Source organism: Pseudomonas yamanorum, from assembly GCF_013386765.1.
Lineage (GTDB): Bacteria > Pseudomonadota > Gammaproteobacteria > Pseudomonadales > Pseudomonadaceae > Aquipseudomonas > Aquipseudomonas yamanorum_A.
This window is the reverse complement of the sequence record NZ_JACARE010000045.1, coordinates 45,177-59,776: the sequence shown is the minus strand read 5'-3', so window position 1 is coordinate 59,776 and position 14,600 is coordinate 45,177. Positions and strand designations below refer to the sequence as shown.

14 protein-coding genes are annotated in these 14,600 nt (G+C 61.5%); 9 read left to right on the top strand and 5 right to left on the bottom strand.

What is annotated here, in order from left to right:
* The first annotated feature begins 6 nt into the window (after positions 1-6).
* Together HX875_RS28200 and HX875_RS28195 are read left to right on the top strand one after the other, a co-directional pair.
* A complete protein-coding gene (locus HX875_RS28200; RefSeq protein ID WP_010165554.1) occupies positions 7-1,302 on the top strand; it encodes an MFS transporter in 1,296 nt (431 codons plus the stop codon).
* Positions 1,302-2,279 (top strand): NAD(P)-dependent oxidoreductase, encoded by a 978-nt coding sequence (locus tag HX875_RS28195; RefSeq protein ID WP_177047773.1) that lies wholly within the window; start codon positions 1,302-1,304, stop codon positions 2,277-2,279. Before HX875_RS28200 ends, HX875_RS28195 begins: the two co-directional genes overlap by 1 nt.
* Before the next feature lie 109 nt (positions 2,280-2,388).
* Here HX875_RS28195 and HX875_RS28190 read toward each other — a convergent pair whose 3' ends face one another.
* On the bottom strand, positions 2,389-4,014 hold the full coding sequence (locus tag HX875_RS28190; protein WP_177047771.1) for a methyl-accepting chemotaxis protein: 1,626 nt from the start codon (positions 4,012-4,014) through the stop codon (positions 2,389-2,391).
* 235 nt (positions 4,015-4,249) lie between these two features.
* Here HX875_RS28190 and HX875_RS28185 point away from each other — a divergent pair, with 235 nt between their 5' ends.
* The 3 genes from HX875_RS28185 to HX875_RS28175 are packed head-to-tail and all read left to right on the top strand — an operon-like array spanning position 4,250 to position 6,717.
* Complete coding sequence (locus HX875_RS28185) at positions 4,250-5,677, top strand: nucleobase:cation symporter-2 family protein (RefSeq protein ID WP_177047769.1); 1,428 nt, start codon at positions 4,250-4,252, stop codon at positions 5,675-5,677.
* 13 nt (positions 5,678-5,690) lie between these two features.
* Positions 5,691-6,152, top strand: a complete 462-nt coding sequence (locus HX875_RS28180; protein WP_177047767.1) for an LEA type 2 family protein — start codon at positions 5,691-5,693, stop codon at positions 6,150-6,152.
* Between the two features lie 4 nt (positions 6,153-6,156).
* Positions 6,157-6,717, top strand: a complete 561-nt coding sequence (locus HX875_RS28175) for a GNAT family N-acetyltransferase (protein ID WP_177047765.1) — start codon at positions 6,157-6,159, stop codon at positions 6,715-6,717.
* A 240-nt stretch (positions 6,718-6,957) separates the two neighbouring features.
* Here the strand turns inward: HX875_RS28175 and HX875_RS28170 are convergent, their stop codons facing one another.
* Complete coding sequence (locus tag HX875_RS28170) at positions 6,958-7,884, bottom strand: carbon-nitrogen hydrolase family protein (RefSeq protein WP_177047763.1); 927 nt, start codon at positions 7,882-7,884, stop codon at positions 6,958-6,960.
* A 109-nt stretch (positions 7,885-7,993) separates the two neighbouring features.
* Complete coding sequence (locus HX875_RS28165; protein WP_177047761.1) at positions 7,994-8,878, bottom strand: LysR family transcriptional regulator; 885 nt, start codon at positions 8,876-8,878, stop codon at positions 7,994-7,996.
* 118 nt (positions 8,879-8,996) lie between these two features.
* Here HX875_RS28165 and HX875_RS28160 point away from each other — a divergent pair, with 118 nt between their 5' ends.
* The 3 genes from HX875_RS28160 to HX875_RS28150 all read left to right on the top strand — a co-directional run bounded on the left by HX875_RS28160 (position 8,997) and on the right by HX875_RS28150 (position 12,706).
* Positions 8,997-10,385: a M20 family metallopeptidase gene (locus HX875_RS28160; RefSeq protein WP_177047759.1), complete on the top strand. Its 1,389-nt coding sequence runs from the start codon at positions 8,997-8,999 to the stop codon at positions 10,383-10,385.
* 67 nt (positions 10,386-10,452) lie between these two features.
* A complete protein-coding gene (locus HX875_RS28155; protein WP_177047757.1) occupies positions 10,453-11,742 on the top strand; it encodes an MFS transporter in 1,290 nt (429 codons plus the stop codon).
* 46 nt (positions 11,743-11,788) lie between these two features.
* On the top strand, positions 11,789-12,706 hold the full coding sequence (locus HX875_RS28150; RefSeq protein WP_177047755.1) for a LysR family transcriptional regulator: 918 nt from the start codon (positions 11,789-11,791) through the stop codon (positions 12,704-12,706).
* Here HX875_RS28150 and HX875_RS28145 read toward each other — a convergent pair.
* Positions 12,681-12,932 (bottom strand): hypothetical protein, encoded by a 252-nt coding sequence (locus HX875_RS28145; protein WP_003217960.1) that lies wholly within the window; start codon positions 12,930-12,932, stop codon positions 12,681-12,683. The genes HX875_RS28150 and HX875_RS28145 overlap by 26 nt on opposite strands.
* Before the next feature lie 164 nt (positions 12,933-13,096).
* Between HX875_RS28145 and HX875_RS28140 the strand changes: the two genes are divergently transcribed.
* A complete protein-coding gene (locus tag HX875_RS28140) occupies positions 13,097-13,417 on the top strand; it encodes a DUF883 family protein (RefSeq protein ID WP_010172915.1) in 321 nt (106 codons plus the stop codon).
* A 40-nt stretch (positions 13,418-13,457) separates the two neighbouring features.
* On the opposite strand, the gene HX875_RS28135 is transcribed toward HX875_RS28140, so the two are convergent.
* Positions 13,458-14,495 (bottom strand): Ldh family oxidoreductase, encoded by a 1,038-nt coding sequence (locus HX875_RS28135; RefSeq protein ID WP_177047753.1) that lies wholly within the window; start codon positions 14,493-14,495, stop codon positions 13,458-13,460.
* Positions 14,496-14,600 lie beyond the last annotated feature (105 nt).

Genomic DNA, 14,600 nt, shown 5'->3' with positions numbered 1-14,600 from the left:
AACCCTATGGAACCGTTGAAACTCGCCACCCGCCGTTGGTGGTACATCATGCCCATCGTGTTCATCACCTACAGCCTGGCGTACCTGGATCGCGCCAACTACGGCTTCGCCGCCGCCTCCGGGATGGCCGAAGACCTGATGATCACCCCGGGCATGTCGTCATTGCTGGGGGCGCTGTTCTTCCTCGGCTACTTTTTCTTCCAGGTGCCCGGCGCGATCTACGCGCAAAAGCGCAGCGTTAAAAAACTTATTTTCGTCAGCCTGATCCTCTGGGGCGGCCTGGCCACCCTGACCGGCATGGTGTCCAACGCCTACATGCTGATCGTGATCCGCTTCATGCTCGGGGTGGTGGAAGCCGCGGTGATGCCGGCGATGCTGGTGTACCTGTGCCACTGGTTCACCCGCGCGGAACGCTCCCGGGCCAACACCTTCCTGATCCTCGGCAACCCGGTGACCATGATGTGGATGTCGGTGGTGTCAGGCTATCTGGTGCAGCATTTCAGCTGGCGCTGGATGTTCATCATCGAAGGCCTGCCGGCGGTGCTGTGGGCGTTTATCTGGTGGAAGCTGGCGGATGAAAAACCCGCCGATGCCAAGTGGCTGAGCGCCCAGCACAAAAAAGACCTGGAAACCGCGCTGGCCGAAGAACAGGTGGGCATCAAGGCCGTGAAGAACTACGCCGAAGCCTTCCGCTCGCCCAAGGTGATCATCCTGGCGCTGCAGTTTTTCTGCTGGAGCATTGGCGTGTATGGCTTCGTGCTGTGGCTGCCGTCGATTCTCAAGGCCGGCCTGAAAATGGACATGGTCGAGGCCGGCTGGCTCTCGGCGCTGCCGTACCTGGCGGCGGTGATCGGCATGCTGGTGGTGTCGTGGGGCTCGGACAAGCTGCAAAAACGCAAACGCTTCGTGTGGCCGCCGCTGCTGATCGCCTCCATCGCGTTTTATGCCTCCTACGTATTGGGCGCCGAACATTTCTGGTGGTCGTACACCCTGCTGGTGATCGCCGGGGCATGCATGTATGCGCCTTACGGACCGTTTTTCGCGATCGTCCCGGAAATCCTCCCGGCCAACGTCGCCGGCGGCGCCATGGCGCTGATCAACAGCATGGGCGCCCTCGGCTCGTTCGGCGGCTCGTACCTGGTGGGTTACCTCAACAGCAGCACCGGCTCGCCCGGCGCCTCGTACCTGCTGATGAGCGGCGCGCTGCTGGTGTCGGTGGTGCTGACGATCTTTCTCAAGCCGGGCGCCAGTGACCGCGAACGCGCCCCGCTGCATTCCCTTGAATTGAAGGTAAAGACCTGATGAAAAAGTCTGTCGTGCTCTACAAGAAACTCTCCGCACCGCTGATGGCGCGCCTGCATGAGCAGGCCGAGGTCACGCTGATCGAGGCGCTGGATGACAGCGGCCTGGCCAAGCTGCGCGAGGCCTTGCCGGCCGCCCAAGGCTTGCTCGGTGCCAGCCTGCGCTTGGACGCCAAGCTGCTCGACCTGGCGCCGAAGCTTGAGGCCGTCGCCAGCGTCTCGGTGGGTGTCGACAACTACGACATCGACTACCTGACCCAACGCGGCATCCTGCTGAGCAACACCCCCGATGTACTGACTGAAACCACCGCCGATACCGGCTTCGCGCTGATCCTGGCGACCGCCCGGCGGGTGGTGGAACTGGCCAATATGGTGCGCGCCGGCAACTGGAACCAGAACATCGGCCCGCTGCATTTTGGCAGCGACGTGCATGGCAAGACCCTGGGCATTATCGGCATGGGCCGGATTGGCGAAGCGTTGGCCCAGCGTGGGCACTTCGGTTTCGGCATGCCGGTGATCTACCACAGCCACTCGCCAAAGCCTGCGGTGGAACAGCGGTTCGGTGCGGAGTACCGCAGCCTGCCGGACCTGCTCCGGGAGGCCGACTTTGTCTGCCTGACCTTGCCGTTGACGGCAGAAACCGAAGGCTTGATTGGCGCTGAAGAGTTCGCACTGATGGGCCCGGAGACGATCTTTATCAATATCTCCCGGGGCAAGGTGGTGGACGAAGAAGCGCTGATCGAGGCGCTGCAACAGCGCACGATTCGCGCGGCGGGGCTGGATGTGTTCGTGCGTGAGCCGCTGCAACATGATTCGCCGTTGCTGCGCTTGAACAATGTGGTGGCGACGCCGCATATCGGATCGGCCACCCATGAGACGCGGGAGGCGATGGCCCAGTGTGCGGTGGACAATCTGTTGGCGGCACTGGCGGGTGAGCGACCGAAGAACCTGGTGAACCCGACCGCCTGGAAACACTGACTACTGTGGGAGCTGGCTTGCCTGCGATGGCATCAACCGGGTGTACCTGATACACCGAGGTGTCTGCATCGCAGGCAAGCCAGCTCCCACATTTGGGGTGTAGTGCCTGTCAGATGACGAAGCGCGCCACCATCGCGTTCAAATCCACCGCCAGGCGCGACAGTTCGTGACTGGCGGCTGAGGTCTGGTTGGCACCCGCTGCCGACTGGGTGGCCAGGTCGCGGATGTTCACCAGGTTGCGATCCACCTCGCGGGACACCTGGGCCTGCTCCTCAGAGGCGCTGGCGATCACCAGGTTGCGCTCGTTGATCAGGCTGATGGACTGGGTGATCTGCTCCAGCGCCACACCGGCGGCCCGGGCGATTTCCAGGGTGCTTTGGGTGCGCTGGTTACTCTGCTGCATGGACTGCACGGCTTCACCGGTGCCGCTCTGGATGCCGGCGACCATTTTTTCGATTTCCTGGGTCGACTGCGCGGTGCGATGGGCCAAGGCCCGTACTTCGTCCGCCACCACCGCGAAGCCACGCCCGGCTTCCCCGGCACGCGCCGCTTCAATCGCCGCGTTGAGCGCCAGCAGGTTGGTCTGCTCGGCAATCGCGCGAATCACGTCCAGCACCTTGCCAATGTCACGACCCTGAGTGGCCAGGCCTTCGATCAGCACCGAGGTGTTTTGTACGTCCTGGGTCATGGTCTGGATCGCGCCCACGGTTTCCACCACACGGTCGCGCCCTTCCCGCGCAGCCTGGTTGGACTGGCTGGAAGCCTCGGAGGTGGACACCGCATTGCGCGCCACTTCTTCCACGGCGGCGGTCATCTCGTTCACCGCGGTGGCGGCCTGGTCGATTTCGTTGTTCTGTTGTTGCAAGCCCTTGGACGCTTCTTCGGTAACGGCGCTGAGTTCTTCGGCTGCCGAGGCCAACTGCGTGGCCGAGCCAGCGATGTGCTGGATGGTCTGGCGCAGGTTGCTTTGCATAGCGGCCAAGGCGCCGATCAGGCGGGCCGGCTCGTCTTTGCCGTCGTCCTCGATCACTTTGCTCAGGTTACCGCCAGCGATGGTTTCGGCGACTTCCAGGGCTTTGCGCAAAGGGGTCACGATGCTGCGGGTCAGCAGCCATGCCAGCAACACGGTCATCAACGCCGCAACGACCGAGACGACGATGATCCCGGTGATGGCGTCCTGATAACTTTTCCCGGCTTCGTCACCGGCCTGCTTGGCATCGGCAGCGTTGATGGCGATCAACTTATTCAGCTGCTCGCCCATTTGGTCGGTACCGTCCTTGATGCGGCTGTTGATCAGCGCGCGCATCTCTTCCACTTTGTTCTGCTGCGAAAAACTCACCATCTCAGCCTGAGCCTTGAGGTAATTATCGAGCGTAAGGGCGAACGTCTTGTACAGCGCAGCCTCTTCATCCCCGGCGGGCATGGCGGCATAGGCAGCCTGGGCAGTCTTGACCTTGCCTTCCAGCACTCCCATACGGGTACGTGCCTCATCCAGCGCGGCCGGCTCACGGTTCACCAGGACGCGAAACGACAATATCCGCAGGCGCAGGACGTTCTCGGTCATGGTGGCCAGATAGCCGACGCTGGGCAGTTGGTTCGCGCCCATGTCCACCGACGCCTGACGGATCAGGGTCATGCGGTTGGCTGCAAACACCCCCAGCACAATGACGAGTAACGCAATGAAGGCAAAACCAAGGAAAGCCCGAGGGGCGATATTCAACTGGCGGAGGGACATAGGGGGCGCTCTCAGAAGTAGTGGCTGCGAGCATCCCTGCCGCGACACGGCCAGCCTGCGTCAACGCGCGGCTCTGACCGATTGGCACCACTGTTGTAATAGGTATGTGGGCCTATAGGAGATATCGGCAGGCATGGGGATTTAATCGAGGGTCTTTAGAAATATATTTCCACACTTCTGACAACTGGCACTTTCTGGCATCCTGCGCCTCCTTTTTCCTAATCGGGCCCGTATTTTGTCTGACGTTCAAACCCCTCGCCCCCGTTATAAATCCGACCTGATCTACGGCCTCGACGACCGTCCGCACTTCAGCGCCGCGATCTTTGCCGCCCTGCAGCATGTGCTGGCCAGCTTTGTCGGCATCATCACCCCGACGCTGATCGTCGGTGGCGTGCTGGGCCTGGAAAGCGAAGTGCCCTATCTGGTGAGCATGGCGTTGTTCGTGTCGGGGCTCGGCACCTTTGTGCAGGCTCGCAAGTTCGGCCCGGTGGGTTCCGGGTTGCTGTGTCTGCAAGGCACCAGCTTTTCGTTTATCAGCGTGATCCTCAGCGCCGGCTTCATGGTCAAGGCCCGGGGCGGCGGCACCGATGAGATTCTGTCGACGATCTTCGGCATCTGCTTCTTCGCGGCGTTTATCGAAGTGGTACTCAGCCAGTTCATCGGCAAGCTGCGCAAGCTGATCACCCCGGTGGTCACCGGCACCATCATTACCCTGATGGGGTTGTCGCTGATCAAGGTGGCCGTCACCGACATGGCTGGCGGATATGGTGCCAGCGACCTCGGCGCCGCCGGCAACATGGGCCTGGCGGCTTTGGTACTGCTCACTATCGTGGTACTCAACCGCTTCAACAACCCGTTCCTGCGCCTGGGTTCGATCGTGATCGGCCTGACCCTGGGCTTCGTCGTGGCCTGGTGGATGGGCCGCGTCGACCTGGGCGCCCTGCCCCAACTGCCGTTGATCAGCGTGCCGGTGCCGTTCAAGTACGGTTTCTCGTTCGACTGGGTGGCGTTTATCCCGGTGGCGGTGATCTTCCTGATTTCGCCCCTGGAAGCGGCCGGTGACCTGACCGCCAACTCGATGATCTCCCAACAGCCGGTCAAGGGCCCGCTGTACATCAAGCGCATCAAGTCCGGCTTGCTGGCCGACGGCCTCAACTCGGTGATGGCGGCCACCTTCAACAGCCTGCCGATGGTGACCTTCGCCCAGAACAACGGGGTGATCCAGTTGACCGGCGTGGCCAGCCGTTACGTGGCGTACTTCATTGCCGGGGTGCTGGTGCTGCTGGGCCTGTTCCCGATGATCGGCGCGGTGTTGCAACTGATGCCCAAGCCGGTACTGGGCGGCGCCACGCTGATCATGTTCGGCACCGTGGCGGTGGCCGGGATCAAGATCCTCGCCGAGGCCGGCCTGCACCGGCGCAATGTGCTGATCGTGGCGATCTCCCTGGGCATGGGCCTGGGTGTGGCCGCCGTGCCGGAAGTGCTGCGCGAGCTGCCCAAGGCGCTGCACAACATCTTCGAGTCGCCGATCACCGTGGGGGCGTTCTGCGCTATCTTGCTGAACATCTTCCTGCCTGAGGAGTTCATAGAGTTGGAAGAAGATGAATTCGATCCGGAAGCCTCCACCCTCAAGGTGATGCAGGACCCGGACGTCACGCACTAGGAGAACCCGTTTTATGCGCAAGCTCATGGTCCTGTCACTGCTGCTACTCAGCCTGAGCGCCTGCGCGCTGTTCCCCAACCGCGACCCGCTGAACATCAACGTGGTGGGCATCGAGCCGCTGCAAAGCCAGGACCTCGAGGTACGTTTCGCGGTGAAAATACGGGTGCAAAACCCGAATGAAACCGCGATCGACTACGACGGCGTGGCCCTGGACCTGGAGGTCAATGGCCGGCCCCTGGCTTCCGGGGTGAGTGACCAGCGTGGTTCGATTCCACGCTTTTCCGAGACGTTGCTGACGGTGCCGGTGAGTGTTTCGGCGTTTTCCGTGCTGCGCCAGACCCTCGGCTTGAGCCAGACCCAGAGTTTGAATAACCTGCCCTACGTGTTGCGCGGAAAACTGGCGGGTGGCCTGTTTGGCACCATGCGCTTTGTGGATCGCGGGACACTGGACTTCCCCAACACTGCCACCTGGTAACGACATGGACGCCCTGCCTACGCTGTATACCGAACGCCTGATCCTGCGGCCACTGACCCTCGAAGATGCCGAGGGCGTGCAGCAGCAATTTCCTCACTGGGAAGTGGTGCGTTATCTGAACGCCCTGGTGCCCTGGCCGTACCCGGCGGATGGCGCACGCAGCTATCTGGAGAATGTCGCGTTGCCGGCCATGGCGCGGGGTGAGGAGTGGCATTGGTCGATCCGCCTGAAAAGCGCGCCCGGGGGGTTGATCGGTAATGTCAGCCTGATGGATGAGGTGGACAACAACCGCGGCTTTTGGCTCGCGCCGCAATGGCAGGGCCAGGGGTTGATGGCCGAGGCCAGTGCGGCGGTGACCGAGTATTGGTTTGAGGTGCTGGGGCGGCCTTTGATGCGCGTGCCCAAGGCAGCGCCGAACCTGGCCTCGCGCAGGATTTCCGAGCGTACGGGGATGCGGTTGGTCGGGACCGACGAGGGGCAATTTGTCGAAGGTAATTTCCCACGGGAGATCTGGGAAATTACCCGCGAGGAATGGCTGAGGATTCGGGGGGCGTCAGTGTTGTAGAGCAAAATCAAAAGCCAAAGCGGGCACGGTCAACTGTGGGAGCTGGCTTGCCTGCGATGGCATCAACTGGGAGTACCTGATACACCGAGGTGTCTGCATCGCAGGCAAGCCAGCTCCCACAGAAAAGCAGCTCTGATTCAGCTTCAGATTGGCTGGGCCGGCATTCCGGGCGTTTGCCAAAAGTGACACGCTGTAAGAGCGCAACCCTAAGCCGCCGTCACCGCAGCAACGGATATGCACTCAATCAGCAATAAACCGCACCCCCGGCTTAGCCCGTTCATCCACGCTCAACTCAAAAATGTCAGGCCGGGCATAATGCCCAACCACATCATAGTCATACCGCGCCCGCACCAGATCATCAGTATCAATCCGCGCCACCAGCAACCCCGCGCCACCGAGCAAGGGCCCGGCAATAACGTCACCCATGGGCCCGACGATCACACTGCCACCGGCAATCAGCGGCCGTTCCGCCGGCCAGTTGGCAATCTCCACCCCCAACGCCGCGGGCGACGCCTGCACCTGGCACGCGCTGACCACAAAACACCGGCCCTCATGGGCGATATGCCGCATGCTCACCTGCCACATTTCGCGCTCATCCACCGTCGGCGCGCACCACACTTCCACGCCCTTGGCGTACATCGCCGTGCGCAGCAACGGCATCATGTTCTCCCAGCACACAGCGCCGCCAATGCGCCCCACCGCCGAATCAATCACCGGCAACGTCGAGCCATCGCCCTTGCCCCAGATCAGCCTCTCCGTGCCGGTGGGCATCAACTTGCGATGCTTGGCCACCAACCCGCCCACTGGCTCGAAATACAGCACCGTGCAATACAGGGTGCTGCCACTGCGCTCGATCACACCCAGCACCAGGCTCGCCCCGGTACGCGCCGACAATCCGGCCAGCGCCTCGGTCTCGGCACCCGGCACGTCAATCGCGTTGGCAAAATAACGGGCAAAGGCCTCACGGCCTTCAGGCAGGCGATAACCCAACTGGGTGCCAAACCCTTCACCCTTTGGGTAACCGCCGAGCAAGGCTTCAGGCATCACCACCAGTTGCGCACCGCTGCGCAGGATTTCGTCCTCGTAAGACAGGATCTGTTCCAGGGTCTCGGCCTTGCCACCGGGCAAGGAACCGATTTGCAGCGCAGCCACGGTAGAAACAGGCATCACGATCACTCCGAATCAATGGGGGTTACCCATTCTCCGGCCGACAGCAATCATGAATAAAGCCCACTTCACTGCTAAATGACATGAGCCAGATAAATATCAAATCCCCTCAGTTAACGTCTTTCAGGGAACCGATAAGGGTTTCGATAAAAAGCTCAAGCGCCGCCGGTAACGCGCGTTTGGGCATCGTCAGCACCTGGATTGCGCGGTCCGAAAATTGAGGGTTCGACAGCGCAACGGAGATCAGGTCGTCGCTGCCGTTCGCCCGATGGCTGATCGCGCCGCCAAACGCAATGGTGTCTGTGTTGCGAACGAATTCATGGATAGCGCCCGAATAGTTGCACGTCATCACATGATTGAAAGACAGCCCTTCCATCTGGCAAACGAGGTCGAATAGCTGCCTCTGGGTGGAACCCTTTGGGGTCAGCGCCAACGGATAAGGTGACAGCGACCGGAGCGGCACCTGCTTGAGCGTGGCCAGTGGATGCCCCACACGCATCACGGCCCGGATCGGCGAGCGGCTTGAATGCAGGACCTCCACACCTTCGACAGGCTCGGTGCTGAACACCACCCCCACATCGGCATCGCCGCGCCGCACTTTTTCGGCACATTCGTGAGGCGACATCACCTCCAGCACATACTGGAAGGCCGGATTTTGCTGGTAATGCCGGATCAGGACCTGAGGCAGGAAGTAACGGGAAAGCCCCTCGGTGGATACCAGCCGCACCACTTTCGCCCCCGGGTAATCCCCCGCACGCAGCTCCGACAGCAGGCTTTGCTCCTCCAGCGAGGCACGTCGTGCGTGATCGGCCAAGGCGCTGCCGGCAGCTGTGGGCTGCATGCCACGTGGCCGTCGTTCGAACAACGGCACGCCGATACTTTCTTCCAACAGGGCAATTTGGCGACTCACGGCACTGGGGGCGATATGCAAACGCTCACCGGCAGCGGCCAGGGACCCTGAATCGATCACGGCCAGGAAATAGCGATAGTCCACGGTTTGATTCCTTACCAAGGCATCTATTTATTAGAAGTCAAACGTCAAAAAACAGCAATATACAGTGCGCTACGTGACTTCTATATTGGACTGAATCTCAGCCCGCACCGGAACTGTCATGTCCAAGCAACAAGCGCTCGCGAATGTTCGCCAGTACCTGGCCGACGGCCATTTTGAAGCCGATTTACGCCGTCGGGTCGCGATTCGAAGTGAAAGCCAGAACCCCGCCCAGGCCCACGAACTGACGCGGTACCTGCAACAGGAAATACAGCCTGCGCTGGCAGGCATGGGCTTTGAGTGCCAAATGCTCGACAACCCCTCCGACGCCGGGCCTTTGCTGTTCGCATCGCGCCACGAAGGGGCCGACCTGCCGACGATATTGATGTATGGCCACGGCGATGTGGTACTCGGTTATGACGAGCAATGGCGCGAGGGGCTCAGCCCCTGGGCGCTGACCGTGGAAGGCGACCGCTGGTACGGCCGCGGCACCGCCGACAACAAGGGCCAGCACAGCATCAACCTGACCGCCCTCGAACACGTCATCCAGCAGCGCGAGGGGCGCTTGGGCTTTAACGTCAAAGTGCTGTTCGAAACCGGCGAAGAATGTGGTTCTCCCGGGCTGCGCGAGGTTTGCACAATGCATAAGGAGCTGCTGCAAGCGGATGTATTCATCGCCTCGGATGGGCCGCGCCTGAACGACAGCCGCCCGACGATATTCCTGGGCTCCAGGGGTTCTGCGTTGTTTTCCCTTGAAGTCAAGGCGCGGGACAAGGGCCTGCACTCCGGCAACTGGGGCGGCGTGATGTCCAACCCCGCCGTGGTACTGAGCAACGCACTGGCCAGCCTGGTGGACAAGCACGGACGTATTCGCTGCCGAACGCTGGTGCCGGGCGCCATCCCCGAGTCGGTGCGCGAAGCCATTCGCGACCTGGGTATCGATCAGCATTCCCTGGGCCGACCTTTGGATATGCAGTGGGGCGAGCCCGGCTTGACCTTGGGTGAGCGACTTTTCGGTTGGAACACCCTCGAGATCCTGGCGTTTACCGCCGGTAATCCATCCAAACCCGTTAACGCCATTCCACCCAGCGCCATCGCTCATTGCCAGTTGCGCTTCGTGGTGGGTACCGACTGGCAACACCTGGAAAGCCTGCTGCGCAAGCACCTGGATGCCGAGGGCTTTGAACAGGTCAATATCGTGATAGACCGTTGCACACCTGCCAGCCGGCTGGACCCTGACAACCCATGGGTGCGCTTTGCCAAGCAGTCGATTGCCGACGCCACCCACCGGCCTGTCGCCGTGTTACCGAACCTGGCAGGCACCCTGCCCAACGATATTTTCGCTGACCTGCTGGGCCTGCCCACACTGTGGATACCTCACTCCTACCCCGGCTGTTCACAACATGCTCCGGATGAACATCTGCTGGGCTCGGTAGTCCTCGAGGGGCTGCAAATCATGACCTCGCTTTTCTGGGACCTGGGTCACCTCGCGCCAACCCAACAACAATAAAAAGCAGGGGTCAGGTCGACCCTTTTTATCTGCCGCTCACCCCCTTATAAAATCAGGAGCGTCAAGCATGACAGCGTTATCGTCCCCCACCGTTTCACCCGCGGTCGCAAAGGCCACGCCCCTTTGGAAACCCGTGGGCGCCGCCTTGATCGGTAACACGCTTGAATGGTTTGACCTGTCGGTGTACGCCTATTTTGCGCTGACCATCAGCAAGGTATTTTTCCCGGCCGCAGACCCGGCGGTCTCGCTGTTTCTCGCCTTCGCCACCTTCGGGCTGTCGTTTCTGATCCGGCCGCTGGGCGCCGCCGTGCTGGGTTCCTATGCCGACCGTGAGGGCCGTAAGAAAGCGTTGACGCTGTCGATCATGCTGATGCTGATCGGCACGGCGATGATCGCGGTCATGCCCAGCTATGCCGCCATCGGGATTAGCGCGCCGATTGGCATTCTGCTGGCCCGTCTGCTCCAGGGCTTCTCGGCCGGCGGTGAGTTCGGCAGTTCAACCGCCTTCATGATGGAACATGCGCCGCAAAAGACCCGCAATTTTGTCGCGAGCCTGCAGTTTGCAAGTCAGGGTTTTGGCGTGGTCATCGCCTCGTTGTTCGGCTACTTCTTGACCACCAACCTGAATGATCAACAGATGTTCGACTGGGGTTGGCGCGTGCCGTTTTTCTTCGGCTTGATCCTCGCCCCGGTGGGCCTGTACATCCGCCGCACGGTGGATGAGTCGCCCGACTTCAAGGAAAGCGAACCCGGCTCGCGGCCTTTGCGGGAAGTGCTGTTCTCGCAGAAGACCTTGCTGCTGGTGGCCATGGGTGTACTGATCGTGTCGACGGCGTCCAACTTCATGATCAAGTACATGCCGTCCTATGCCGCCACCACCTTGAACATTCCCCAGTCCACAGGCTTTTTGGCCACGCTGTCAGGTGGGCTCATCCTGACCGTGGTCACGCCGGTGGTGGGGTTCATCACCGGTTACGTCAGCCGGATCAAAATCATGCTCTGGGCCTCGGCCATCTATATCGTCGCGATTTTCCCGGCATTCGTCTGGCTCAACAAAGTCGCCAGCGCAACCTCGTTGTTGCTGGTGGTGTCGATGATGGCGTTGATCAAGGCGGTCTACTTTGCACCGCTGGCATCACTCATGGCCGATGTGTTTCCTGTGCGCACCCGGGTGACCGGCATGTCACTGAGCTACAACCTGGCCGTGACCATTTTCGGTGGCTTTGCCCCCGTGATCGCAACCGGGCTGATCGCGCTGACCGGCTCGCAACTGGCGCCGAGCTTTTACCTGATTGCGGCAGCCGCGCTGAGTATCAGTGCGCTGTGGGTGGCCAAGAGAAAATTGCAGCTGGTGTAGGGGCGTTATACATTCGGGGCATATTCGGCCACGCACTATGAACCTGATGAATATCGCTAACGTCGATCTGAACCTGCTGAAAACCTTCGAAGCCTTGCACGACGAGTCCAGCGCCAGCCGCGCCGCCCTGCGCCTTGGGGTCACGCAGTCGGCCATCAGTGCCGCACTGCGCCGCTTGCGCGATGTGTATGGCGATCAATTGTTCGTGCGCACCGGTCGGGGACTGGCGCCGACCTTGCGGGCCAACCAGTTGAAGCCGGTGATCAGCGAGGCGCTGGATCGCTGCCGCCAAAGCCTGGCGATGGTCGACCCCCAGGGCAGCCACTATCAGGGCCGTTCGGTGGTATTGGGGTTGTCGGATGATTTCGAGATTGCCTACGGCCGCCAGCTGATCGATGAGATCGCCCGACGCGCGCCGAAGCTGCGGCTGATTTTCCGCCAGACCCACAGCCAGATCGTCGCTGGTGCCCTGCTCGACCGCAGCCTGGACCTGGCGATCACTGCCGGCGGTTTTGCCGAGCGCCGGCTGAGCCGCCAGGTACTCGGGGAAGGGCATTATGCGTGCCTGGTGGACCCCGCCAGCCTGGCGCCGGGGCAGCAGGCCATCGACCTCGACGAGTTCGTGAGGCGTGAGCATGTATTGGTGTCGTCAGGCGGGTTTATCGGGATTACCGACGAGGGCCTGGCCGCCCAGGGCCTGAGCCGGCACATAGGGGCTTCAACCACGCATTTTGCGGCGTTGCCGTTTCTGCTCAAGGGCAGCGAGGCGGTGGCGACCATTCCCGGTCACGCTGCCCAGGCCATCGCACGGCTGACCGGGCTGACCGTGCTGCCCTGCCCGCTGGCGTTGCCGCGTTACCCGGTAGAACTGGGCTGGCGCACCCAGGCGCAACTCGATCCCTTGCAGCGCCTGGTACGTGAGGCGATAGAGGCGTGTTTTACTTCGCCGCCATCAGGCGATTGACTTCACTGCGCACCATGTTGGAAAACTCCGGCGGCGACATGCCGTCGAGTTCCGCGCGTACCCATTCGGCCCATTTGCCCTTGCGCTTGGCACGTTCGCCAAACAGGCGGGCGGCCTCGCCCTTGGCCTTGCCCAGGTTGCTTTGCCACAGGTCGTAGAGACGGGACTTTTCATCTTCCAGCGCGGCGCGCTCGGCGAGGGGCTTGTTGGCCAGATTGAAGCTCATGTTGAATTACCTGCTGCACAAATAGGTGACATCTTACACTGTAGGTCGAAATTTCCGGGTCTGGATTTAACCCAAACTGACGTCAGGGGAAAAAAGCTGCAACTTTTGCCCGCGTCAAACACTCCATTGTTCATTGCCACATCCACCTGCAAGGAGTTAACCCAATGGCCCGCAAATCTGCCGCCCAAGCCGTCGAAGAGCAAATCAAGGATCAAGCCTTCAGTGAACTGACCGCACTGATCGAAGAATCGGACAAGCTGCTCAAAAGCAGCGCGTCACTGGTGGGAGAAGAAGGTGAAACCCTGCGTGAACAGGTCGCCATCAAGCTGAAGCAGGCGCTGGACTCGGTGTCCAACGTGCGCGAGCGCAGCAAGCCGGTGGTGGACGCCACTGAGACTTACATCGGTGGCCATCCGTGGCAGACCGTGGCGATTTCCGCCGGGTTTGGCCTGGTGGTCGGCCTGTTGCTGGGCCGCCGCAACTGACCTGACAAAATGCCTGCGCCCTCCCCGGGCGCAGCGCACTTCATAGCTGTGCCAGCACCCGCAACCGCTTCAATTCGTGGCTATCAAGCTCGATCCCGTCGACCAAGGCCTTCGCCCGTGTGCGATGGCGTCGATCCCCCGGCAAACGCCGTAAACCTGCCGCATGCATCTGTCGCACCAGTTCCTGGCTGCGCTCGGCGAAGCTCTGCCCGGCGGTTTTGCTCGGATCGATCACGATCAGCAATTGGCCGGTCCACGGGGTGCGGGCACCCGGGTGATCGGACCAGTTGAACTCAAAGGAGAAATTGCCGCCTGTGAGGGCCGCTGCCAGCAACTCGACCATCATCGACAAGGCCGAGCCCTTGTGCCCGCCAAACGGCAGCAGTGCACCGCCTTCGAGGATCGCCTTGGGGTCCTGGGTGGGCTGGCCGAGGCCGTCCACGCCCATGCCCGGCGGCAGGCGTTCGCCCTTGCGCGCGGCAATCTGTACGTCACCGTGGGCGATGGCGCTGGTAGCCAGGTCAAATACGATCGGCAAACCATCGGCGCGGGGCGCGGCAAAGGCGATCGGGTTGGTGCCGAACAGTGGCCGGTCGGCGCCGTGGGGCACCACGCAGGTCATGCTGTTGACCACGCTCAAGGCCACCAGGCCTTCTTCGGCGAAGGGCTCGACATCCGGCCAGAGCGCCGCAAAGTGATGGGAATTGTGAATCGCCAGCAAGGCGATCCCGGCGCTGCGGGCCTTCTCCACCAACAACGGGCGGGCGGCTTGCAGTGCAGGCTGGGCGAAGCCATTGGCGGCATCGACACGAATGAAACCGCTGGCCACATCCTCGACCACCGGTACGGCCTTGCCATTGACCCAGCCACTGGCCAGGGTCGACACATAACCGGGAATGCGAAACACGCCGTGACTGTGGGCACCATCGCGCTCGGCACTGGCGCAGTTCTCGGCGAGTACCTGGGCCACGTCGGCCGATGTGCCGTGACGCACGAAGACCTGGCGCAGCAGGTCGGTCAATTGGGCATAACTGAGTCGCTCTGATGAAGACTCGACATCCAAAGGCGATGCAGACATCTGAAGCTCCCGTTTAATTATTGGAAAGGGCAACAGCGTACAAAGAATCGGTCCGACGATTAGACAGGGTTTGCCCCATGGCTGTCGACAGGCAACACCAGACAT

Excerpts from the sequence above, each read along its gene's own strand:
- HX875_RS28200 (WP_010165554.1), top strand. The coding sequence starts at position 7 with ATGGAACCGTTGAAACTCGCCACCCGCCGTTGGTGGTACATCATGCCC.
- HX875_RS28195 (WP_177047773.1), top strand. The coding sequence starts at position 1,302 with ATGAAAAAGTCTGTCGTGCTCTACAAGAAACTCTCCGCACCGCTGATG.
- HX875_RS28190 (WP_177047771.1), bottom strand. The coding sequence starts at position 4,014 with ATGTCCCTCCGCCAGTTGAATATCGCCCCTCGGGCTTTCCTTGGTTTT.
- HX875_RS28180 (WP_177047767.1), top strand. The coding sequence starts at position 5,691 with ATGCGCAAGCTCATGGTCCTGTCACTGCTGCTACTCAGCCTGAGCGCC.
- HX875_RS28175 (WP_177047765.1), top strand. The coding sequence starts at position 6,157 with ATGGACGCCCTGCCTACGCTGTATACCGAACGCCTGATCCTGCGGCCA.
- HX875_RS28170 (WP_177047763.1), bottom strand. The coding sequence starts at position 7,884 with ATGCCTGTTTCTACCGTGGCTGCGCTGCAAATCGGTTCCTTGCCCGGT.
- HX875_RS28160 (WP_177047759.1), top strand. The coding sequence starts at position 8,997 with ATGTCCAAGCAACAAGCGCTCGCGAATGTTCGCCAGTACCTGGCCGAC.
- HX875_RS28155 (WP_177047757.1), top strand. The coding sequence starts at position 10,453 with ATGACAGCGTTATCGTCCCCCACCGTTTCACCCGCGGTCGCAAAGGCC.
- HX875_RS28150 (WP_177047755.1), top strand. The coding sequence starts at position 11,789 with ATGAATATCGCTAACGTCGATCTGAACCTGCTGAAAACCTTCGAAGCC.
- HX875_RS28145 (WP_003217960.1), bottom strand. The coding sequence starts at position 12,932 with ATGAGCTTCAATCTGGCCAACAAGCCCCTCGCCGAGCGCGCCGCGCTG.
- HX875_RS28140 (WP_010172915.1), top strand. The coding sequence starts at position 13,097 with ATGGCCCGCAAATCTGCCGCCCAAGCCGTCGAAGAGCAAATCAAGGAT.
- HX875_RS28135 (WP_177047753.1), bottom strand. The coding sequence starts at position 14,495 with ATGTCTGCATCGCCTTTGGATGTCGAGTCTTCATCAGAGCGACTCAGT.